Consider the following 22245-nt stretch of genomic DNA (forward strand, 5'->3'; position numbering starts at 1 on the left):
GAGAGACATTGAGCGAATCAACGATCGGACGCCGTTTCGAGGGCCAGGTCGCCCTCGTCACGGGATCGAGCCGCGGCATCGGACTCGGCATCGCCCAGCGGCTGCAGGCCGAAGGTGCGACAGTCGTCCTCACCGCCCGCAAGCCCGAACCGCTCGCCGAGACCGTCGCCGAATTCCCCGACGGCACCGCGATCGGCATCGCCGGCAAGGCCGATGACCCGGCCCACCGCACCGAGGTCTTCGACACTATCGCGGAGAAGTACGGCCACCTCGATGTGCTCGTCACGAACGTCGGCATCAACCCCGTCTACGGCGAAACCGTCGACATCGACCTTGATGCCGCCCGCAAGATCCTCGAGGTCAACGTCCTCGGCACCCTGGCCTGGATCCAGGGGGCCGTCCATCACGAGGGACTGAAGTTCCGGGAGAACAAGGGCCGGATTCTGTCCATCTCCTCGGTCGCCGGACAGAGCCCCAGCGAAGGCATCGGCATGTACGGCGTCTCAAAGGCCGCCGTCGCCCACCTCGTGAAGACGCTCGCCGTCGAACTCGGGCCCGATATCCGCGTCAACGGCATTGCGCCTGCCGTGGTCAAGACCCGCTTCGCCACCGCCCTCTACGAAGGCAAGGAAGAAGAAGTCACCGCCGCCTATCCGGCCGGCCGCCTCGGCACTCCCGAGGATATCGGCGCAGCCGCCGCATACCTGACCTCGTCCGATTCTGCCTGGGTCACCGCCCAGATTCTCACCGCCGACGGCGGACTCATCACAGCAGGAGGCACAGCATGAGCCGAATCCCAGCAGAGGTCGAGGAGCTGCGCCAGCGCACCCGCACCTTCATCCGCGAGGTCGTCATACCCGCCGAACCCCATCCGGGCGACTACCTCGACGAAGCAGTGCTGACCGACCTCAAGGCCAAAGCCAAGGAAGCCGGCGTCTTCGCCCCACACGTGCCCACCCAATGGGGCGGCCAGGGCGTGCCGATCGAATTCTGGTCCCCTGTCTTCCAGGAAGCCGGCTACTCGCCGATCGGACCTGCCGTCCTCAACTGCATGGCCCCTGATGAAGGCAATATGCACATGCTCGAGCAGATCGCCACACAGGAGCAGAAGGAGCAGTTCCTCGCTCCGCTGGCCGCCGGTGACGTCCGCTCCTCCTTCGCCATGACCGAACCACATCCGGGCACCGGCTCCGACCCGTCGGCGCTGGCGACCCGCGCGGTCGCGGTCAAGGACGGCGACGAGTGGGTCATCAACGGCGACAAGCGCTTCATCTCCGGGGCTGAGCTGTGCAGCTTCTTCATCGTCATGGCCGCCACCGTCGCCGAGGACTCCGCTGACACCGGCGAAGGCTCCGGCTCGGCCCAGGCCCGCAAGGGCCAGGCAGCCACGATGTTCCTCGTGCCCAAGGACACTCCCGGCGTCAGCGTCGGCCGGTCGATCCACACGGTCGATCGCACCATCGCCGGCGGTCACCCCTACGTCCACTTCGACGACGTCCGCGTCCCCGCCTCGGCGATCCTCGGCGAACCCGGAAAGGGATTCGCCTATGCTCAGGTGCGCCTGGCCCCCGCCCGCCTCACGCACTGCATGCGGTGGCTGGGACTGGCCCGCCGCGCACTGGACACGGCACTCGACCGCGCCGAACACCGTGAGGCATTCGGCGACATCCTGGCACGCCAGGGACTCGCCCAGGAGCTCATCGCACAGTCGGTCATCGACATCGAAACCTCGGATGCGATGATCACGAAGACTTCCGAGGTGCTCGCGACCGACGCGAGTGAAGCGAACTCGCGATCGTCGATCGCGAAGGTCTACTGCTCCGAAGCCGTCTACCGCGTCATCGACCGCGCCATTCAGATCACCGGCGGCGACGGAGTCTCCGACCAGCTGCCGCTGATCCAGTACCTCAACGACGTCCGCCCGTTCCGCATCTACGACGGCGCCACCGAGACACACAAGTTCGCGATCTCCCGTCGCGCTTCGTCGAAGCGTCGCAAGGAAGTCGCCGCGGGTGCACCCCGCCTCGACAACGTCGGAGAGGCGCGATGACCGAGAAGCTCGTCGACGTCGTCGACACCGCCGCCGAGGCGCGCGCCCTGACCACGCCGCCGCTGCTCATCATCGACGTCATCACCGACTACCTCGACGAACACGGGCTGGGCTCCGGCCCCGTCCGCTGGGACCGCATCGGCGAAGGCCAGTCGAACGTGACCTTCCGCATCCGCCGCGACGACATCGACGTGGTGCTGCGCCGTGGGCCGCGTCCCCCGATCCCGAAGTCGACCCACGACATGGTCCGCGAGGCGAAGATCCAGCAGGTCCTCGGTACCCAGGACGTGGCCGTGCCGACCATCCTCCATATCTGCGAGGACGAGTCCGTGCTCGGCGTGCCGTTCTACGTCATGGACTTCGTTCCCGGCACTGTCGTCACCGACACCCTGCCCGATTTCCTCGCCGAGGCGGCCGACCGTCGCGTACTCAGCGAAGCCCTCGTCGACCGCCTCGTCGACCTCCACTCCGTCGACGTCTCCATTCCCGCGGTGGCAGCCCTCGGCCGTCCCGACGGGTACATGCAGCGCCAGGTCAAGCTGTTCGCCTCCCTCTGGGAGAAGAACACTCAACGAGACCTGCCCCAGGTCAGCCGCCTCGGCGAATGGCTGGCCGCGAACATTCCGGCCGCTCAGCGACACGCGGTCGTCCACGGCGACTATCGGGCCGGGAACGCGATGATCGCCTCGTCCGTGCCGGTCGAGGTCTCCGCGATCCTCGACTGGGAGATGTCGACGCTCGGCGATCCGCTCGCCGACCTCGGCTACTTCCTCGTCACCTATACCGACGCCGAGCACCCGCGCACGGTCATGGACCTCACCCCGGTCACGGCAGGGGAGGGGTTCCTCACCCGATCCGAACTCGCCGCTCGCTATCAGCAGAAGACAGGACTCGATCTGTCCGACCTGCCCTGGTACGAGGCGTTCGCGCTGTGGAAGGCCGCGATCTTCTCCGAAGCCATCTACACGAGGTGGCTCAACGGCGAAGCACCGGCGGCCGGTGACTTCACCAGCAACCTCGAAACCGGAGTCCCCGAACTCATCGCAGCCGCCGAAGCCATCTCCGCCACCGTCGTCTGAGGGCGAACTGGAGACAGGAGGATCCGCACCACCGAGCAGCACCACAGAGATATACAGCACCACCACCACCTCCAATGAAGCAGTGGAAAGGAAGCCATGACCGACACGATCGCAGAGACAAAGGTGCCTCTGCAGCTGAAACGGCGATCCGTCGTTGCGAGCACCATCGGCAATATCCTCGAATGGTACGAGTGGAGCGCCTACGCGGTGTTCACGCCGTTCATCGCGGCCGCCATGTTCAACAGTGAGGACCCGGTCTCCTCCGTCCTCGCAACCCTCGGCGTCTTCGCTGTAGGGTTCCTCATGAGACCCCTGGGCGGCATCGTGTTCGGCAAGATCGCCGATGTGAAGGGGCGCAAGTTCGTTCTCATCGTCACGATGCTCATCATGGCAGGCGGTTCGTTCCTCATCGCCGTCCTGCCCACCTACGGACAGATCGGCGTCTTCGCCTCACTGATCCTCCTCCTCATCCGAGTGGCACAGGGCTTCGCCCACGGCGGAGAGTCGGCAACGGCGAACTCCTATATCGCCGAGATCGCTCCGGCCCACAAACGCGGTTTCTGGGGCTCCATCGTATTCGTCGCCATCTTCGGCGGTTCGGTGGTCGCCTACACGATCGGGGGCGTAATCACGAATGTCTTCTCCGAGGCGGCTGTTTCCGATTGGGCATGGAGGATTCCGTTCGCGCTCGGCGGTCTGCTCGCGCTCGTTGCGCTGTGGATGCGGCGCGGAATGGTCGAAAGCGATGTCTTCGAATCCGATGAAGCGGAAGAAGTTGTCGACCCGACCCCGCTGGATCGCGGCCGTGTGGCTCGTGCGATCGTCCTCGTCGTGCTCATGACCTCGGGTATCACCGCGGCTCACTACACCTGGACGTCGTACGCGTCGACCTTGGCGATCACCGAACGCGGTATGGATGCGCAGACCGCCTACTGGGCGACCGTCGGTGCGCAGATCATCGCACTCGCGTCGCTGCCCTTCTGGGGATCCCTCTCCGACCGGATCGGTCGTCGGCCGGTGCTCATCGGCTTCGGAGTGCTCATGGCGATCCTGCAGTATCCGCTCATGGGCATGATCACGGACACCGGCTGGACGTTGTTCGTTGCGTCGACGCTGGCACTGCTCGTGGTCTCGATGGCAGGAGCCTTGCTGTCGGCAGTCCTGTCCGAGGCCTTCCCGACGAAGGTCCGTACCCAAGGAATCGGGTTTGCATACTCAGTCTCTGTGGCTGTGTTCGGTGGAACGGCACCGTATCTCAACGGACTGTTCAACTCGCTCGACCTCAGCTGGCTCTCCAGCGGCTGGGTGGTCCTGCTCTGCCTGGCAACGATCGTCGCCGTGGTCAAGCTGCCCGAGACCAAGGGCAAGGACCTCAACGCGATCTGAACATCGCAGCGGGACCGCACGCCGCCTCGGCGAATCTAGGTCGCTAACGGGCTTCGGCGCCCGAATCCAGGTCGCTATCGGATACTTCTGAGCAAGCAGAGTATCCGATAGCGACCTATTTCTGCATACGCGGCAAGGCGGAGCTGCCGCGGGGAGCTGGGCCTCGCAGCGGTCCGACGAGCGGTCACGGCGAGAGGGCCAGCAGGGGGTTTGTCGGGGGTGACTTCATTCACTAGAATCGGAGGCGCAGTCTCAGCCGGGGTCCACCGAGGCCCACTTGGCTGTGCGCATAACTTCATACGCCGCTAAGACAAGACGTGGGAGAGCTGCCGCTGTCAGGCCGAACCGAGCCGGGCATCGAGCAGCGCCGTAGGTGCAATTCCCTCCCCGGGAAACTCTCAGGCCCAGTACCACCGATTGCAGGCATATCTGAAGGACTCCGGTCCGACAGATCGGGGAGGACACTCAGCGAACGCTGCGTCCTCCCATCGGTGGACGCGACACCGACCCTAGGACGGCAATTGACCAGTTCACTCGCCCATACGACGCAGGCAACAGGGGACACCGCACGCCCCTTCTCCGACCGCCACATCGGCCCCCGCGCCGACGACGCCCGGGCCATGCTCGCCGAACTCGGCTATGACTCCCTGGAAGCGCTCTCATCCGCTGCCGTCCCGGAATCCATCCAGAACGACGAACTCAACCTGGCCGCAGGCCGCTCCGAATTCGACGTGCTGAACGACCTGCGCGACCTCGCCTCACAGAACGTCATGCGCACCCAGCTCATCGGCCAGGGCTACTACGACACGATCACCCCGGCCGTCATCCGCCGCAACCTGGTCGAGAACCCCGCCTGGTACACCGCCTACACCCCCTACCAGCCCGAGATCTCCCAGGGCCGGCTCGAAGCGCTGCTGAACTTCCAGCAGGTCGTCCAGGATCTCACCGGCCTCGACATCGCCAATGCCTCCCTCCTCGATGAAGCCACCGCCGTCGCCGAGGCGGTCCTGCTCATGCGTCGCGCCGTGAAGAAGGGGACAACCGTCGTCCTCGACTCCGAACTCCACCCGCAGACCATCGCCGTCGTCCGCGCCCGTGCCAAGGCCATGGACTTCCGCGTCACCGTCGCCGACCTCGCCGAAGGTCTCGTCGGCGAAGACATCTTCGGCATCGTCTGCGCCCAGCCCGGCACCACCGGTGCCATCCGCGACTTCCACGACGCCGTCGACGGCGCGCATGACCGCGGGGCGCTCGTGACATTCGACGCCGACCTGCTGGCACTCACCCTGCTCAAGGACTGCGCCTCCCAAGGCGCGGACATCGCCGTCGGCTCGGCCCAGCGCTTCGGTGTGCCCCTGTTCTTCGGCGGCCCCCACGCCGGCTTCATGGCCGTGAAGTCCGGACTCCAGCGCCAGCTGCCCGGCCGCCTCGTCGGAGTGTCCAAGGACGCCCAGGGCAAGCCCGGCTACCGCCTGGCCCTGCAGACCCGCGAGCAGCACATCCGCCGCCAGAAGGCGACCTCCAACATCTGCACCGCGCAGGCGCTGCTGGCCAACGTCGCCTCCATGTACGCCGTCTACCACGGCCCGATCGGCCTGACCCGTATCGCCTCCCGCGTCCATCGCCTCGCGCACGCGTTCGCCGGTGCCGCAGACACCGCTCCCGGCGCCGAGGTTCTCACCTGGGATTTCTTCGACACCGTCGCGCTGCGCGTGGCCGATGCCGAAGCCGCCCGCTACGTCGCCGACCAGGCCGGATTCAACATCCGCGTCGTCGACGACACCACCGTCGGCGTCTCCTTCGGCGAACCCCACACCGTCGCCGATGCCAACGGTCTGCTCGAAGCCCTCGGCATCATCGCCCGGGTCGACGCGGACGAGTTCGAAGCCGCCTCGGCGGGGACCTTCGGAGCCAACGCCGTGCCCGAACCCGCATACGATTCGAAGTTCCACCGGGACACCGAATTCCTCACCCACCCCGTCTTCAGCGCCCACGGCTCCGAGACCTCGATGATGCGCTACCTGCGCACCCTGTCCGACCGGGACCTCGCACTCGACCGGACGATGATCCCGCTGGGCTCGTGCACGATGAAGCTCAACGCCGCCGCCGAGATGGAACCCATCACCTGGCCGGAATTCGCCTCCATCCACCCCTTCGCCCCGGCCGACCAGACCGAGGGCTGGCGCGCACTCATCGGCCGCCTCGAGGACTCGCTGACCGAGGTCACCGGCTACGACCGCGTGTCCCTGCAGCCCAACGCCGGCTCGCAGGGTGAGCTGGCCGGACTGCTCGCCATCCGCGCTTATCACGTGGCCAACGGCGACGATGCCCGCACCGTCGTGCTCATCCCGCAGTCCGCGCACGGCACGAACGCCGCCTCCGCAGTGCTCGCCGGACTCCAGGTCCAGGTCGTCGGCACCGCCGACGACGGCTCCGTGGACATGGACGACCTCGATGCGAAGATCGCCAAGCACGAAGGCGCAATCGCCGGCATCATGATCACCTACCCGTCGACCCACGGTGTGTTCGAACCGCAGATCCGCGAGGTCTGCGACAAGGTGCACGCCGCCGGCGGCCAGGTCTACGTCGACGGTGCGAACCTCAACGCCATGGTCGGACTCGCCAAGCCCGGCGAATTCGGCGGCGACGTCTCCCACCTCAACCTGCACAAGACCTTCTGCATCCCCCACGGAGGAGGCGGCCCCGGAGTCGGCCCCGTCGCGGTGCGCGAACACCTCGCCCCGTACCTGCCCGGCGACGCCACCCTGCCGGAACTCGTCGCCGGCGACCCGCAGGCCAAGGAGCTGCCGATCTCCGCATCGATGTTCGGCTCCGCCGGAGTCCTGCCCATCAGCTTCGCCTACCTCGAACTCATGGGTGCCGAAGGACTGCGCGAAGCCTCGCGGGCCGCCCTGCTGGGGGCGAACTACCTGGCGAAGAAGCTCGGCGACGTCTACCCCATCCTCTACTCGGGTGAGAACGGACTCGTCGGCCACGAGACGATCCTCGACCTCCGCGCGATCACCGCAGCGACGGGAGTCACCGCAGAAGATGTCTGCAAGCGTCTGATCGACTTCGGCTTCCACGCCCCGACCCTGGCCTTCCCGGTGCCCGGCACCCTCATGGTCGAACCCACCGAGTCCGAGGACAAGGACGAACTCGACCGCTTCATCGAGGCCATGCGCACCATCCGCGCCGAGATCGACGAGATCGGCAAGTCGTATACCTACGAAGAGTCGCCGCTGGCTCTTGCGCCGCACCCGGCGACCGTGGTGATGGACGACTGGGACGGCAAATACAGCCGCGAGACCGCGGTGTTCCCCGTTCCCGGACTGCGCCACACGAAGTACTTCCCGCCGGTCAGCCGCATCGACGGAGCCTACGGCGACCGCAACCTGGTGTGCTCCTGCCCGCCGCCAGAGGCCTTCGAAGAGTTCGAGGAAGAGGACAAGTGATGACCGATCAGACTGCGAACACGCCCAAAGAGACCCCGCTGCACGGCATCCACGCCGAGCTCGGTGCCTCGTTCACCGACTTCGGCGGCTGGGACATGCCGCTGAAATACGGTTCGGAACTCGCCGAACACCGTGCCGTGCGTGAGGCCGCAGGCCTCTTCGACCTCTCCCATATGGGCGAGGTGCGCATCAGCGGAACCGACGCCGCCGCCTTCCTCGACTACGCGCTCGTCGCGAAGTACTCGAAGATGAAGATCGGCAAGGCCAAGTACGGAGTCATCGTCAACGAGTCAGGCGGCCTGCTCGACGACCTCATCACCTACCGCATCGGCGACGAGGAGTTCCTCATCGTCCCCAACGCCTCGAACACGCCCACCGTGGTCGCAGCGCTCAAGGACCGGGTGGAGCACTTCGTCCAGGACGTCGCCCCCGGCTCCGATGTGCACCTGACCGACGAATCCGACGCCACCGCGCTCATCGCCGTGCAGGGCCCGAACTCGGAGGCGATCATCCTGCGCGCCCTCGACGAGTCCGGCCACGGCGAATTCGGACCCCGCACCGGTGCCGGAGACCAGGCGAAGGCCCAGGTCACCGACGATGCCAACGGGGGAGCCACCTCGGCGGGGGGTGACACCATCACCATCGGTCAGGCGGTGCGCGACCTGGGGTACTACGCGTGGATGCCGCTGACGATCGCCGGGATCGACCTCATGCTCGCCCGCACCGGATACACCGGTGAGGACGGGTTCGAGCTCTACATCCCGAACATCGGCGCCACCCGCCTGTGGAACACGCTCGTGACCTCGGGCGCCGACTACGGACTCGTGCCCTGCGGACTGGCCGCACGCGATTCGCTGCGGCTCGAAGCCGGGATGCCGCTCTACGGCAACGAACTCGATGAGAACACCACCCCGTTCGACGCGGGGCTGGGCCGGATGATCGGGTTCAAGACGAAGGACGACTTCTTCGCCCGCGAGGCTCTGGCGAAACTCGGTGAGACCGAACCGCCGCGCGTGCTCGTCGGCCTGAGCTCGGAGGGACGCCGCGCCGCCCGCTCCGGAGCCGCCGTGTCGATCGACGGCTCCGAGGTCGGCACCGTCACCTCCGGTCAGCCCTCACCGACGCTCGGCCACCCGATCGCCCTGGCCTACATCGACCGGGACCGCGCCGAGGCGGGCACCGCCGTGACCGTGGACATCCGCGGCAAGGCGCACGACTTCACCGTCGTCGAACTGCCGTTCTACAAGCGCCAGGCCCACTGAGGCTCACCCAAAGTTCATCCGGATGGGACCGGTGACTCGTAGACTGGTCCCATCCGGCACAACAACGTCGTGACCGCCGCTGACCGGCAGTCACAGTAAGGAAGACATATGGCACAGCTGCCCCCGCTCCCGCAGAACTTCACCTACTCCGCCGAACACGAATGGGTCGACGGCGCGGCCGATGAGCTCGTCGGCAAGACCGTCAAGGTCGGCATCACCGCCGTCGCCGCCGATGCCCTCGGCGAGGTCGTCTACGTCGACCTGCCCGAGGTCGGCGACACCATCACCGCAGGTGAGACCTGCGGTGAGGTCGAGTCCACGAAGTCCGTGTCCGATCTCTACACCCCGGTGACCGGCGAGGTCGTCACCATCAACGAGGCGGCCGTGGACTCACCCGGACTGCTCAACTCCGACCCCTACGGTGAGGGCTGGCTGTTCGAGGTCAATGTGACCGAGGTCGGCGAAGTCATGGACGCCGCCGGCTACGCCGAGGCGAACTCCCTCTGAGCCTCAGCCTCCGGGCGGAGGACACAAACCCTGAAGCGGGGTCGGTCGAGGTCGGTGCCGACACATCGTCGGCATCGGCACGCCATGCACGTGAGTGCACGGCTGTTCGGTCGGCCCCGTCGTCATCTCATCAGAAACGAAGTGATTGCCATGCCATTGAGTGTCTTCGACCTCTTCACGGTCGGCATCGGACCGTCGAGCTCCCACACCGTCGGACCGATGCGTGCCGGCGCGAGCTTCATCGACCTCCTCGGCGATTCGCTTGGATCCGTGGCGGATCTGCGCGTCGACGTGTTCGGCTCCCTGGCCGCCACCGGCGCCGGCCACGGGACCTTCGACGCCATCCTCATCGGCCTCGAGGGCTGCCGTCCCGATCTCATCGAAGCCAATGAGCTCACCGCCCGGCGGACGCGGATGTCCGAGACCGGGACGATCATCCTCGGCGACTCGACCGGCAACGGCGTCGAGCTTTCGTTCACCGAGGATGACATGGTCAAACGACCCCTGACCGTGCTGCCGCGCCACACGAATGCCATGACCGTGACCGCCTATGACGCTGCCGGGACAACGCTGGCCGAGGAGACGTACTACTCCGTCGGCGGCGGGTTCGTGACCTCGGAGACCGAATTCCTCGATAAGGAGAAGACCGCCGAGGCTGGTGCGGCCGATGACGGGGGCGCCGAGTTCGCGGTGGCGGACTCTGTCGTCGATGCCGAGCTCGAGTCCTACGACGACGAGCTGCCGTATCCCTTCCATTCAGGTGTCGAGCTGCTGCAACGCTGCCGCGAGAACGACCTGTCAATCGCGGAGATCATGCACGCCAACGAACTGTCGATGCGTGACGAGGATGAGATCCGGCATGGACTGCTCCACATCTACTCGGTGATGGAGGAATGCGCTTCGGCCTCTCTGGACCGCTCGGGCTACCTGCCCGGAGGGCTCAAGGTCCGCCGCCGCGCACACGACTGGTACCTCAAACTCAAGGCCGAGGACCCCGACCGGGACCCCGGCTACTACCTCGAATGGGTCAACCTCATCGCAATGGCCGTCAACGAGGAGAACGCATCGGGCGGCCGCGTCGTCACCGCACCCACCAATGGGGCGGCCGGCATCATCCCCGCCGTGCTGCACTATGCGCTCAACTACGTTCCCGCAGTGATTGAAGGCGGCGAGTCCGCGAAGCACCGGGCCATCGTCGACTTCCTGCTCACCGCGGCGGCCATCGGCGTCCTCTATAAGGAACGCGCGTCGATCTCCGGCGCCGAGGTGGGCTGCCAGGGCGAGGTCGGATCCGCCTCGTCGATGGCCGCCGGGGGACTGGCCGCCGTGATGGGCGGGACCCCTGAGCAGGTGGAGAACGCCGCCGAGATCGCGATGGAGCACAACCTCGGCCTGACCTGCGATCCGATCTCCGGGCTCGTGCAGGTGCCGTGCATCGAACGCAATGCGATCGCCGCCGGCAAGGCCATCAATGCCTCCCGCATGGCGCTGTGGGGCGACGGCCAGCACCGGGTCAGCCTCGACGAGGTGATCGAGACGATGCGCCAGACCGGTGCGGACATGTCCTCGAAGTACAAGGAGACAGCGATGGGCGGCCTCGCCGTCAACGTCGTCGAGTGCTGAGGCCAGTGCGTCTGAGGTTCGGAGCCAGGCAAGCGGGGCTCACCTGAGTCGCGACCTTTCGAGCCGGCTTTGCGCACTCATCTGCTTCCGTACCTCTGCAGCGGCCTGAAGCAGCGGGGAGAAAGAGTTAAGTGTGCGAAGAATGCCGAAAATCGGCCTCTCAGCGACATTCTTCGCACACTTAACTCGTGTCGGCGGCGGCAGGCGCTCAGCTTCCGGCTGATGGCGGCGCTGCGCGAACAACCTCGCTCCTGCGCGAACAGCTTCGCGCTTGCGCGAACAACCTCGCAGCCGCCGCGAAGCCGCTCACAGGGCCTCGGGCGCCTCACCGACCAGCAGGCATCCTTGCTATCCAAATTCGAGTGAAGTGACATGGAACACGTGGAACCCTTGTTCCAACTCCGCGCAAATGTAACGAAACGATAACGAACCTCTGGCGCGGTATGAGCGCGAAGAAGCGCCCCGACGCATCCCAGAGATGCCATGGGGAAAGTCCGGTCCGTTACATGTCGGCAGGCCGGGGGCAACGTTGTGAAAGTGGCCCGGAATCGACGGTTTCGAGGTTGACGCTCAATCTCATCCCGCTAGGTTTGTTGGCGTGATTAACGCACTCGCTGAACCGAAGACGCAAATCGACGTCCGGACTCCTGAGCTGGAGGACGGGCAACATCTATGGCGGCTCGCGAAAGACACAGCCGTGCTCGATCTGAACTCCTCGTACTCGTACCTGCTGTGGTGCCGTGACTTCGCGGACACCTCGGTGATCGCACGGATCGGCGGAGAGCCCGCCGGCTTCGTCACCGGCTACACCCGTCCGGAGAATCCGGACACCCTGATGATCTGGCAGGTCGCCGTCGACGAGAACTTCCGCGGACACGGACTCGCATCGACCATGCTCAACGAGCTGGCCGACCGCACCGGTGCTCTGCGGATGGAGACGACGATCACCGATGACAATGCGGCGTCCAACCGTCTGTTCCAGACGTTCGCGGAGAAGCGCGGGGCCGGTTTCGACCGTCGCCCGCTGTTCACTCCGGACCTCTACCCGGACGGCCACGACACCGAGTACCTCTACGAGATCGCGCCCCTGTAACGAGCCCCACCCCGGTGCCGCGCGGACCCCTGCTGCAAGGGAGCGGACGCGCCAGGTGCCAGGAGGCGGAAGAGATCGCCCGCAATAAGCGCCGGCGGCCACCGCCTCGGCGACTGCATCCGATGCAGACGCACAACTTTGGAAGTCGAAAGGACTCAAGTCATGACTGAAAGCGCCAAGCCCACACCAACTGACAAGCCCGACATCTTCGAAACTCGCGAATCAGCTGTTCGCAGCTACTGCCGTTCCTGGCCCGCCACCTTCGCCCGTTCGCAGGGCGCCAAGCAGTGGGATGAGGACGGCAACGAATACCTCGACTTCTTCTCCGGTGCCGGTGCACTGAACTACGGCCACAACAACCCGGCCGTGATCAACCCGCTGATCGAATACCTGCAGTCGGGTGCCGTGCTGCACTCGATGGACATGAAGACCCCGGCCAAGCGTGAGTTCCTGCAGACCTTCCAGGACCTCATCCTCAAGCCGCGCGGACTCGACTACTCCGTCATGTTCCCCGGGCCGACGGGCACCAACACCGTCGAGGCGGCTCTCAAGCTCGCCCGCAAGGTGACCGGCCGTCAGCACATGCTCTCGTTCACCAACGCCTTCCACGGCATGACGCTGGGCTCGCTGTCGGTGACCGGCAACTCGATGAAGCGCGAAGGCGCAGGAATCCCGCTGACCAACAGCTCGAAGATTCCCTACGACGACTACTTCGACGGCGAGGTGCCCGACTTCCTGTGGCTGGAGAAGGTCCTCGCGGACTCCGGCTCGGGTGTCGACAAACCTGCCGCTGTCATCGTCGAGACCGTGCAGGGAGAGGGCGGACTCCGTGCCGCACGCGCCGAATGGCTGCGCGCTCTGTCCGACCTGTGCAAGAAGCACGACATCCTCCTCATCGTCGATGACGTGCAGGCCGGCTGCGGCCGCACCGGTTCGTTCTTCAGCTTCGAAGAAGCCGGCATCGAGCCCGACATCGTCTGCCTGTCGAAGTCGATCTCCGGTTCGGGTCTGCCGCTGGCACTGACCCTGTTCCGTCCCGAGCTCGACGTCTGGGAGCCCGGCGAGCACAACGGCACCTTCCGCGGTAACAACCCCGCGTTCGTCACTGCCACCGCCGCCATCAAGACCTTCTGGGCCGACAACGAGTTCCAGAACCAGCTTGCCGACACCATCGCCGCTCTGCACCAGCGCCTCGACGGAATCGTCGAGAAGGCCGAAGGCGCATCGATCCGCGGACGCGGCCTGCTGGCCGGCCTGTGCTTCGAGGACCTCGAGGTAGCCGAGAAGGTTGCCGCCTACGCCTTCGAGAACGGTCTCCTGCTCGAGACCTCGGGCGCCGATGACGAAGTCATCAAGATCATGCCGCCGCTGACGATCGACTCGCGCGATCTGCAGGCGGGTCTGGACATCATCGAGGCCGGAGTGGCCAAATTCGCTCCCGCCGCAGCCACGGCCGCACTGGCCTGACCCACCTCTGCCGGGCCGGCGTCGCAGCTGTGGCGCCGGCCTGAGCTTTGGGCGGAATCGAGCTCACCTGTTCGATCGTCCACCCGGGCCGACGGACGCCGTTGATGTGCGACGGACGTCCGCGGCCCACCCCCTGAACACTTTCACCGACCTTTTGCGAAAGGACCACAGATGTACGTAGTCAACCGCGATGACCTCAACGACACCGACCGCGATGTGAAGTCCGAGACCTGGCGCTCACGCCGCATGGTGCTCGGTAAGGAGCGCGTCGGATTCTCGTTCCACGACACAGTGATCTACGCCGGAACCACCTCGACGTTCCACTACCAGAACCACGTCGAAGCCGTGTACTGCGTGCAGGGCAAGGGAACGCTGACCGACGAGGAGACCGGCAAGGTCTACCCGCTCCACGATGGCGTCATGTACCTGCTCGACGGAAACGAGAAGCACACCGTCGTGGCTGAGGAAGAGCTCCGCATGGCCTGCGTGTTCAACCCGCCGGTCACCGGCCGTGAGGTCCACGACGAGAACGGCGTGTACCCGCTCATCCTCGAGGATGAAGCGGCACCCGCGAACTGATCGAGGTCCAGTCGAAGACTGGATCGGCGGAAGCTGACTGAGCTTCACTCGCCGAGGCGGCCCGAGCATTGCGCTCGGGCCGCCTTTTCGCGTGTGGTTGAGTTGTACGCTTGAATGGCGCGGTTAAGCAGGAGCCGAGCGGACTGCAGGTGTGATAATCTTCGGTCATACAACTTTCAAGTTCGTGACTTCTCGTTGCCGATTACACATTCGTTGACTCCGACTCAGGCATCCCCTTCCATCCCATCTTCAGTTGGAGTCTCCATGAAGTTCCTCAAGCGCGCCCTCGTGGCGTCCGTTGCCGCTCTTGCTCTCGCCGTCGGTCCCGCCGTCTCCGCCGAGGCGGCGAGTTCATCATTCGACGTTACAAAGCTCTGGGGAGACAGCGTCGTTGTGTCCGACTGGAACTGCAAATATACAAACGTCTACATGAAGCATAAGAAGTCCAGGATTGATGACTGGGACGTTGACACTGATATCCGGGGTCGTCACGGCTGGGCCGATACTGCGTGGTTCTCGGACTACAGCGGCTCCAAGAAGGACCGGATCATGATCTGCCCATCGTCAGATGGCCTGGGTAAGTACACCCTCGGACCTTCAGAAGTCAGGGCCTATTACTACGGTGGCTCAAGCTATAACAGCTACGGCGAAGTCGAGCGTGCCGACTACACCAAGGGCACTTTCTACGTCCGCGGCAAGTCCTACGCTTCGCTTTCTGCAAAGCGCAAGGGAAGCACGGTCACGCTGACCTCGTCGTCGAAGGTCTACCACCCGGAGCGCTACGGGAAGATCAAGTACAGCCCGAAGGTGAAGTTCCAGGTCAAGTCCGGCAGCAAATGGAAGACGCTGAAGACGGTCTCCGCGAAGAAGGGCAAGGCCACCTACAAGGTGAAGTCGAAGAGCAAGAAGTACTACCGTGTCACCTTCAGCCAGGTCAGCTGGGCAACCGGAGCGACCTCGAAGTCGGTCAAACGCTGACCGTCCAAAGAATGACCGGCACCTTTGGAGGCGATTCATCTCTGTTGGGTCGCACCGAGGGTGCCGGTCTCTCTGTTCTGGCTCTGACCGGGGTACCGGGGACGATGTCCTCCTGTTACGGTGGCCGCACAACCCGATCTGCGGGGCCGATGAGAAGTTACGCCACCGGCCCGGCAGACGGCACACAGCGAAGGAAGGAGAAATGATGACAGCAGTGTCAGCTGCGACCGCAACCACAGATCTCTATCCGACTCGCTCCGGTGACACCACTGAGGTTCTCCCGCGCACGGGTCCGATCGTCTTCGGTTCTCCCGGAGGCGGCCCCCTCGAGGCGGCGGAGCTCAAGCACTTCGAGGACACGGGCTATCTGACGATCGATCAGCTCATCACCCCCGAAGAGCTCAAACTCTTCACCGACGAGCTCCAGAGGCTGTCGCACGACCCCGAGGTGAAGGCCGATGAGCGCACCGTCGTCGAAGCCGAGTCCGACGAGGTCCGGTCGATATTCGACATCCATCGCACCAATGAGATCTTCAGAAAGATCGCGAACGATCCGCGTCTCGTCGACCGCGCACGTCAGATCCTCGGATCCGATGTCTATATCCATCAGAGCCGGATCAACTACAAGCCGGGATTCGTGGGCAAGGAGTTCTCCTGGCATTCGGACTTCGAGACCTGGCATTCTGAAGACGGAATGCCCGGCCCGCGTGCGGTGAGTATTTCGCTGTCGCTGACGGACAACTACTCTTTCAACGGTCCGCTGATGATCATGCCCGGCTCGCACAAGCGCTACATCAGCTGTGTGGGAGGCACTCCCGAGGACAACTATCGGAAGTCACTCATCATGCAGGGCGCAGGCACCCCGGATCGTCAGACTCTCAGCGACTTCGCCGACGAATACGGCATCGACGTGCTCGAAGGAGACGCGGGCGGAGCGATCATGTTCGACTCCAACTGCATGCATGCGTCGAATGGCAACGTCACTCCGTTCTCACGCTCGAATATCTTCATCGTGTACAACTCGGTGGAGAACACCTGTGTGGACCCCTTCGCAGCGCCGAAGTCGCGTCCGGAGTTCGTCGGCAGCACGGACTTCACTCCTGCCGGTCGGTGACTCCATACACGCAATGAATCCGGTCGCTGATGCCCTGCACCCGCCGGACACTCCCTGCGGAGTGAACGCATCAGCACAGAAGGGGTCCGGTGCCGCAGTCGCGACGCCGGACCCCTTTGCCTCCCCGCAGACCTCGACGGGTCGCGGCTACTCGATGATCCTCAGGTCAGTCCCACGAATCATCCCGCGTGATCCTTCGAACGGGCCCAAGGCTTCCAAGAGGGGAAGCCACAAGGCACCTAAATCGGCAGTCCTCTTGCCTCCGTAACCCTGGGCACGGCGATTCTCGTTATAGCGGAGTTCCCCGATCTCGGAATCGGTGACAGTCCTGATGACCACCTGTGTTGGATCATCATTCGTGAACGTCACACGGTGGGGATCGGCCGTGACTGACCATCCGGTCGCCTCGGCGAGGGCGTTCGCCAACTCGGCGCGATCGATACTCATCGGGACCTCCTTAGGGTCAGCGGACTGCCTGCGGAACTTGGGAAATGAAAACACATCGGGCACCCCGAAAGGGAGCGCCCGATGTGCGTTGTCGACTGCTGTTCGGCAGCGTCACTCGCTGTCGGAGCGAACTTTCTTCCCGCGGTCCTGCCAGAACTTCGCGGTGGTCACCTCGTCGGTGCCGTCCCAGGCGTCGACCTCGGTGTTGATGCGCTTGAACGTGGGCAGATCGCCGCGGTGGAAGACGGGTTCGAAACCGGCTCGGCGCTGCTGCTGGTAGTTCTTCAACAGCGAGAACACCAGCGGCGAGAGCATCAGCAGAGCGAAGAGGTTGATGAGCGCCATGATCGCCATGAAGATGTCTGCGGCAGTCCAGACCAGGTCGAGCGCAGCGATCGCACCGATGAACACCGAAACCATGACGATGACCTGATATACCCGCAATGCGGCGCGGTTCGTCGTCAGATGCTCGATGTTCGCTTCGCCGTAGTAGTAGTTGCCGAGGATCGACGAGAACGCGAAGAGGAAGATCGCGAAAGTGAGGAAGTGGATCGCCCACTGCCCGAGCTGACCGCTCAGCGCCGTCTGTGTGAGCTGGATGCCCTCGGCAGAGCTGCCGTACTCCGGGTTCGACAGCAGGATGATGAACGCGGTGATCGAGCAGACGAGGATCGTATCGAAGTACACGCCCAGCGCCTGCACGAAGCCCTGCTTGGCCGGGTGCGACGCCGATGCAGTTGCTGCCGCGTTCGGGACCGAACCGATGCCGGCCTCGTTGGAGAACAGACCGCGCTGCACACCGATGAGCATGATCGAACCCAAAGTGCCGCCGGCGAGCGAATGCATGCTGAACGCGTCAGCGAAGATCGTCGCGATCATCGACGGAACGGCACCGATGTTCATCGCCACGACGATGATGCCGACGATGAGGTAGAGACCGGCCATGATCGGCACCAGATAAGCCGAGATGTTCGAGATGCGCTTGGCACCGCCGGCGAAGATCGCGAATGCGGCGACGGCGATGATGGCACCGGCGACCGCGGCGAAGATGCCGTCCGAATTCTCGACTCCGAAGGATGCGCCGACGGCGTCGACGATGGAGTTCGACTGCACGGAGTTGAACACGACGCCGTAGGTGATGGCGACGATGACGGCGAAGACCAATCCGAGCCACTTCATGTTCAGCCCGTGCTTGATGTAATAGGCGGGGCCGCCGCGGAAGTTCGGGCCGTCCTTGAGTTTGTACAGCTGGCCGAGGGCGGACTCGGCGAAGGCCGTGGCCCCGCCGACGATGGCCGTCAGCCACATCCAGAACATCGCCCCCGGACCGCCGAGCGAGATCGCCAATGCGACACCGGCGATGTTCGCCGTCCCCACTCGCGAGGCCGCGGAGATCGAGAAGGCGCGGAACGGCGAGATGTTCCGGTTGCCCTCGGAATCCCGTCCGCCCGGCTCCGTCAAGGTGCGGAGCATCTCGGGCAGCAGGCGGATCTGCACCACTCCCGTGCGGATCGTGAAATACAGACCAGTGGGGATGAGAACAGCTACGAGGATGTATGACGATACGGTGCTGACACTGTCGAATGCACTCTGGAGCATCTCCATTGAACTGCGCCTCCTTCGGCAATCGTGCTGGAGAGGATCGGAGGTGCGGAACGCGAGAACTCCGTCCGGGGTTATCCCCAGTCTGCCACTTGGCACCGAGCAGTGGGAGTGCGGGGCCTGTTCAGGCAACCCGAGGTGCCGAAAGGCCGGGAACTTTGTAAACCCGCTTACTTGCGAAAAAGCGCAAATAGGTGGGCGCGCAACCGCTCGGGCGAGGCCCTCGGTTCCGCGACCACCGATTGCTTCTGCAGTTCAGTTGTCTGGAAGCGGATCGTGTCTGAGCCTAAGAGATCCGTTTGAGCAGCTCGGGGCCCATAAGCACCTCGCCGCGTTCGAGTTCCCCGATGACATCGACCAACGCTCTCAGTCGCGGGGTAAGAACTCCCTGCTCTGACGCGATCGCGATGACCGGTTCATACTGCGACGGCACTTCGGTCGGGCGTTTGCGGACGTTGATATCGCGCCAGATCCCCGAGCGTGTCTTTGTCTGTCCCTCGAGCCATCGACAGAGGGAGTCGAACGCCGAGTCGACGACTCCCTCGGGCCTTTCAGCTCGGTAGTCGTCCGGAGTGAAGGCGTCGAAGCTCTCGAGCCGGATGCCGAGCTCGTCGGAGATTGCATACACTTCACGTGCCAGACCGAGCATCGTGGCACGATTCGAATCCACAACCGAAGCCATGTCTTCGTCGACGAGCGAAGTTGCGGTGAGCATTGCCCCGAAGGCGAGCTTGGACCAGAGGAAGCCGGAGACGTTGCCGCTGACAATCGGCCTGCCCCAATGCGCAAGGTCGGCAGCGAGTTTCTCGACCCTCGGCCGAATGACTCCGTCTGCTCGGAGGTCCGCTTCAGCTTTCTCTGAAGTACGCGAACTGCATTCCCTATCGGCGCACTCCGCGGAGAACTCTCCGAAAGCGATGGTTCCTATACCACCATCCTTGATCACGCCAGGCTGGAGGACATCGGCGAAGAGGTCGACAAAGGCGATGACAGTGCGTTCGATCCCGATGTGTTCGGCGATGGCAGCCTCGTTGAGGCCGTTCTGCAGTGAGGCGACGTAACCGTCTTCTCGCAGTCGAGGCGCAATCCACTTCATTGCCGAAGAAGTTGCCTGGGATTTCACGGCCAGCAGAACCGGACCGAGTTCCTCGGGTGCATCGACGGGGTCGAACGCAGGAAGGTCGACCCTCAGAGATTCCTCGGGCCCCTCGATCTTCAGTCCCGAGCTGCGGATTGCAGCAACGTGTTCGGTGTCCGCGTCGACGATCTGGATCGGATGACCGGCCAAGGCGATGTGTGCGGCGAGCGTACCGCCAATCGCGCCGCCGCCGACGACTGTGTAGATGTCAGATGGCGCTGGTGTTTCTTTGGTCACTAGTTGCGGTCCTCTTTCTCATTATCACTGCCACCGAAGTGGGAGATATTCGCTGTGTGCAGTTCGGACTCGATCTCCGTGCGAGTCTCAGGCCAGTGCAGAGGGAGGTTGAGTGCGCCGGCTGCAGATCCGCCATCGACGCGCACTATCTCTCCGGTCACCCAGCTGGCGTCTGCGGACGCGAGCCAAAGTACAGCTTGCGCGATGTCACCAGCCCGTCCTTTACGCCCCAGTGGGTTGATGGATACTGCTTCGACATAGTCGTCGGTGAGTCTGTTGAGCTCGCTGTCGACGACTACGAAGCCGGGCGCGACGGCATTGACGCGAATGCCGAACTCACCGAGTTCGAGAGCACTTGCTCGGGTGACCATCTCGACGGCCGCCTTCGACGTCGAGTACGGTGCGGCTCCAGGGCGTGCACGCAGTGCCGCTCCAGAGGAGATATTAACGACGGCAGGAAGACCAGGAGGTATCTCCTGGTCGAGACGGCGTACCTGTTTGGCGAACTCGACAGTGAGCAGTTGAGGAGCACGAACGTTGATCGCCTGCACGGCGTCCCATACTTCTGCGGTGATGTCGAGAAACGGAACTGCAGGATAGACACCTGCGGAGTTGACGAGTATATGTACCGGAGCGATCGCGAACGAAGTTTCCATCACCGATGTGAGGGCAGACGGGTCGCGCAGATCTGCAGTGATCGGGGTGGCTTCTGTGCCTCCTCGGCGAAGCTCGTCACAGAATGCTCTCAGGGCAGTTTCATTGAAGTCGACGAGCGTGAGGCGAGACCCACGGGTGGCGTAGGTGTGGGCGATCTCCCGGCCAATGCCGCTGGCGGCACCGGTGATCAGAGCATGTGGTGCGAACGGTGTCATCCGAGCTTCTTCCCCTTTGTCTCAGGCATTGTGAGATAGACAGCGAGGCCGATGGCAGCGGCGACAGCACAGTAGATCCATACCTTGTCCCCAGCTCCCATGTCGTTCATCCACGTGATGATGTACGGAGCGGTGCCTCCGAAGATAGCGACTGCGAGGGCATATGGGAGGCCGATACCGGTGGCTCGGACCTCGGGTGGGAACTGTTCCGCCATGATCACGGCGCAGTTGGCGGAATATCCGAGCAGCAGAGTCATCCCGATGAGTTCGACAATAAGGAAGATCCAGAAATTGTTGTCGAGGAAATTGAGCAAGGGGAACGCCAACACAAGGAATCCAGCAGCGAAAGCTGACATTGTCGGTTTCCGACCGATTTTGTCCGAAAGAAGACCGACGAAAGGAAGCGCGCAGATGAAATAGGCGATGGCCATGAAATTCGCGGTCAGCGCCTGATTGAGCGGCAAGCCTGTCGCGACATGCGCGTAGGTAGGCAGGTAGGAGACCCAGATGTAGTAGAGTAGCGTGCCGGCGATCGTGATTCCGAAGACGCGTGCGACAGCACCGGGGTGTTGCGTGAACATCGCTAGGTATGAGCGCTTCGGCTCATCTGTCGGCTTTGCGGCTTTGACCGCTTCGAAAGACTCTGACTCGGCCACATTGGACCTCAACCAGAGGCCGAACAAGCCCAGTAACGCACCGAGGGCGAAAGCGAGACGCCATCCCCAAGAATCGAGGGCCTCAGAATCGAGCGCTGAGGTGATGACCGCTCCGATTCCGGCGGCCAAAAGGCTGCCCGCCCCCACAGAAACCTGCTGCCACGAACCAGCGAATGCACGGCGTTGAGGTGCAGCGGCCTCGACCATGAAAGCCGAGGAAGCACCGAATTCGCCTCCAGCGGAGAAGCCTTGGAGCATACGGGCGAGTACGAGGATGATCGGTGCGAAGATGCCGATCATCGAGTAGTCGGGGGTAATGGCAATGATGGCCGAGGCACCCGCCATGAGTCCGATGGTCAGCGCCATTCCCTTCTTTCGACCGTGTCTATCGGTGAAGTTGCCGAGAACCGCAGCTCCGATCGGCCGCATGATGAAGCCGACGGCGAAGACCGCCAGGGTAGACAGGAGAGCGACCGCTGGGTCGCCGGCCGGGAAGAAGTGCACGGCGAAGACGGACGAGAAGGTCGTATAGATTGCCCAATCGACCCACTCGACAGTGTTGCCGACGGCTCCAGCGAGCAGCGCCTTGCGGCCCTTCCGGGACAGCTTCGTCTCATGTGGTTGATTGGTCTGTGGTGCAGTAGACATTTGTGGGCCTATGCTTTCGCGAAGTGACGGCACGTCGTTGATGCCGTCGGGG

At 64.0% G+C, this 22245-nt stretch carries 18 protein-coding genes and 1 riboswitch; of the genes, 13 read left to right on the plus strand and 5 right to left on the minus strand.

The features are described 5' to 3' along the window. The first annotated feature begins 8 nt into the window (after window positions 1-8). The 13 genes from QYM46_RS02475 to thpD all read left to right on the plus strand — a co-directional run bounded on the left by QYM46_RS02475 (window position 9) and on the right by thpD (window position 16593). On the plus strand, window positions 9-788 hold the full coding sequence (locus QYM46_RS02475) for an SDR family oxidoreductase (RefSeq protein ID WP_211168053.1): 780 nt from the start codon (window positions 9-11) through the stop codon (window positions 786-788). After that, window positions 785-2050, plus strand: coding sequence for an acyl-CoA dehydrogenase family protein (locus tag QYM46_RS02480; protein WP_432790715.1), 1266 nt, complete (start codon window positions 785-787; stop codon window positions 2048-2050). Before QYM46_RS02475 ends, QYM46_RS02480 begins: the two co-directional genes overlap by 4 nt. Next, window positions 2047-3129, plus strand: coding sequence for a phosphotransferase family protein (locus QYM46_RS02485; RefSeq protein WP_432790716.1), 1083 nt, complete (start codon window positions 2047-2049; stop codon window positions 3127-3129). Before QYM46_RS02480 ends, QYM46_RS02485 begins: the two co-directional genes overlap by 4 nt. Before the next feature lie 96 nt (window positions 3130-3225). Continuing rightward, window positions 3226-4515 (plus strand): MFS transporter, encoded by a 1290-nt coding sequence (locus tag QYM46_RS02490; protein WP_169251210.1) that lies wholly within the window; start codon window positions 3226-3228, stop codon window positions 4513-4515. 308 nt (window positions 4516-4823) lie between these two features. Beyond that, window positions 4824-4938: riboswitch (glycine riboswitch) on the plus strand. Between the two features lie 98 nt (window positions 4939-5036). Beyond that, window positions 5037-7970 (plus strand): aminomethyl-transferring glycine dehydrogenase, encoded by a 2934-nt coding sequence (gene gcvP / locus QYM46_RS02495; protein WP_432790717.1) that lies wholly within the window; start codon window positions 5037-5039, stop codon window positions 7968-7970. Next, window positions 7970-9232 carry a glycine cleavage system aminomethyltransferase GcvT gene (locus QYM46_RS02500; protein WP_432790718.1) on the plus strand — a complete coding sequence of 421 codons (1263 nt, stop codon included), beginning with the start codon at window positions 7970-7972 and terminating at the stop codon, window positions 9230-9232. The genes gcvP and QYM46_RS02500 overlap by 1 nt, the downstream gene beginning before the upstream one ends. Before the next feature lie 108 nt (window positions 9233-9340). After that, window positions 9341-9739, plus strand: a complete 399-nt coding sequence (gene gcvH / locus QYM46_RS02505; RefSeq protein ID WP_432790719.1) for a glycine cleavage system protein GcvH — start codon at window positions 9341-9343, stop codon at window positions 9737-9739. Window positions 9740-9889: 150 nt separating this feature from the next. Next, window positions 9890-11362 carry an L-serine ammonia-lyase gene (locus tag QYM46_RS02510; RefSeq protein WP_432790720.1) on the plus strand — a complete coding sequence of 491 codons (1473 nt, stop codon included), beginning with the start codon at window positions 9890-9892 and terminating at the stop codon, window positions 11360-11362. Between the two features lie 697 nt (window positions 11363-12059). Then, a complete protein-coding gene (ectA, locus tag QYM46_RS02515) occupies window positions 12060-12455 on the plus strand; it encodes a diaminobutyrate acetyltransferase (RefSeq protein ID WP_231488576.1) in 396 nt (131 codons plus the stop codon). A gap of 162 nt (window positions 12456-12617) precedes the next feature. Continuing rightward, window positions 12618-13922 carry a diaminobutyrate--2-oxoglutarate transaminase gene (gene ectB, locus QYM46_RS02520; protein WP_169251214.1) on the plus strand — a complete coding sequence of 435 codons (1305 nt, stop codon included), beginning with the start codon at window positions 12618-12620 and terminating at the stop codon, window positions 13920-13922. A gap of 171 nt (window positions 13923-14093) precedes the next feature. Beyond that, the gene (locus QYM46_RS02525) at window positions 14094-14501 is read left to right on the plus strand and encodes an ectoine synthase (protein WP_135810511.1); all 408 of its coding nucleotides are present in this window, start codon (window positions 14094-14096) and stop codon (window positions 14499-14501) included. Between the two features lie 264 nt (window positions 14502-14765). After that, window positions 14766-15479 carry a hypothetical protein gene (locus QYM46_RS02530; RefSeq protein WP_432790721.1) on the plus strand — a complete coding sequence of 238 codons (714 nt, stop codon included), beginning with the start codon at window positions 14766-14768 and terminating at the stop codon, window positions 15477-15479. A 205-nt stretch (window positions 15480-15684) separates the two neighbouring features. Beyond that, a complete protein-coding gene (gene thpD, locus QYM46_RS02535; protein ID WP_432790722.1) occupies window positions 15685-16593 on the plus strand; it encodes an ectoine hydroxylase in 909 nt (302 codons plus the stop codon). A 147-nt stretch (window positions 16594-16740) separates the two neighbouring features. On the opposite strand, the gene QYM46_RS02540 is transcribed toward thpD, so the two are convergent. From QYM46_RS02540 to QYM46_RS02560, 5 genes are all read right to left on the minus strand, one after another. Beyond that, window positions 16741-17040 carry a hypothetical protein gene (locus tag QYM46_RS02540; protein ID WP_432790723.1) on the minus strand — a complete coding sequence of 100 codons (300 nt, stop codon included), beginning with the start codon at window positions 17038-17040 and terminating at the stop codon, window positions 16741-16743. Between the two features lie 111 nt (window positions 17041-17151). Further along, window positions 17152-18645 carry an alanine/glycine:cation symporter family protein gene (locus QYM46_RS02545; protein WP_432790724.1) on the minus strand — a complete coding sequence of 498 codons (1494 nt, stop codon included), beginning with the start codon at window positions 18643-18645 and terminating at the stop codon, window positions 17152-17154. A gap of 283 nt (window positions 18646-18928) precedes the next feature. Next, window positions 18929-20017 (minus strand): ketopantoate reductase family protein, encoded by a 1089-nt coding sequence (locus QYM46_RS02550; RefSeq protein ID WP_432790725.1) that lies wholly within the window; start codon window positions 20015-20017, stop codon window positions 18929-18931. Beyond that, window positions 20017-20889, minus strand: coding sequence for an SDR family NAD(P)-dependent oxidoreductase (locus tag QYM46_RS02555; RefSeq protein ID WP_432790726.1), 873 nt, complete (start codon window positions 20887-20889; stop codon window positions 20017-20019). The genes QYM46_RS02550 and QYM46_RS02555 overlap by 1 nt, the downstream gene beginning before the upstream one ends. Further along, window positions 20886-22226, minus strand: coding sequence for an MFS transporter (locus QYM46_RS02560; RefSeq protein ID WP_432790727.1), 1341 nt, complete (start codon window positions 22224-22226; stop codon window positions 20886-20888). Before QYM46_RS02560 ends, QYM46_RS02555 begins: the two co-directional genes overlap by 4 nt. Window positions 22227-22245 lie beyond the last annotated feature (19 nt).

The organism is Brevibacterium sp. K11IcPPYGO002, from assembly GCF_050920635.1.
Classification (GTDB): domain Bacteria; phylum Actinomycetota; class Actinomycetes; order Actinomycetales; family Brevibacteriaceae; genus Brevibacterium.

Coding starts and splice junctions, on each gene's coding strand:
- QYM46_RS02480 (WP_432790715.1), top strand. CDS start 785: ATGAGCCGAATCCCAGCAGAGGTCGAGGAGCTGCGCCAGCGCACCCGC.
- QYM46_RS02485 (WP_432790716.1), top strand. CDS start 2,047: ATGACCGAGAAGCTCGTCGACGTCGTCGACACCGCCGCCGAGGCGCGC.
- QYM46_RS02490 (WP_169251210.1), top strand. CDS start 3,226: ATGACCGACACGATCGCAGAGACAAAGGTGCCTCTGCAGCTGAAACGG.
- QYM46_RS02500 (WP_432790718.1), top strand. CDS start 7,970: ATGACCGATCAGACTGCGAACACGCCCAAAGAGACCCCGCTGCACGGC.
- gcvH (WP_432790719.1), top strand. CDS start 9,341: ATGGCACAGCTGCCCCCGCTCCCGCAGAACTTCACCTACTCCGCCGAA.
- QYM46_RS02510 (WP_432790720.1), top strand. CDS start 9,890: ATGCCATTGAGTGTCTTCGACCTCTTCACGGTCGGCATCGGACCGTCG.
- ectB (WP_169251214.1), top strand. CDS start 12,618: ATGACTGAAAGCGCCAAGCCCACACCAACTGACAAGCCCGACATCTTC.
- QYM46_RS02525 (WP_135810511.1), top strand. CDS start 14,094: ATGTACGTAGTCAACCGCGATGACCTCAACGACACCGACCGCGATGTG.
- QYM46_RS02530 (WP_432790721.1), top strand. CDS start 14,766: ATGAAGTTCCTCAAGCGCGCCCTCGTGGCGTCCGTTGCCGCTCTTGCT.
- thpD (WP_432790722.1), top strand. CDS start 15,685: ATGACAGCAGTGTCAGCTGCGACCGCAACCACAGATCTCTATCCGACT.
- QYM46_RS02540 (WP_432790723.1), bottom strand. CDS start 17,040: ATGAGTATCGATCGCGCCGAGTTGGCGAACGCCCTCGCCGAGGCGACC.
- QYM46_RS02545 (WP_432790724.1), bottom strand. CDS start 18,645: ATGGAGATGCTCCAGAGTGCATTCGACAGTGTCAGCACCGTATCGTCA.
- QYM46_RS02555 (WP_432790726.1), bottom strand. CDS start 20,889: ATGACACCGTTCGCACCACATGCTCTGATCACCGGTGCCGCCAGCGGC.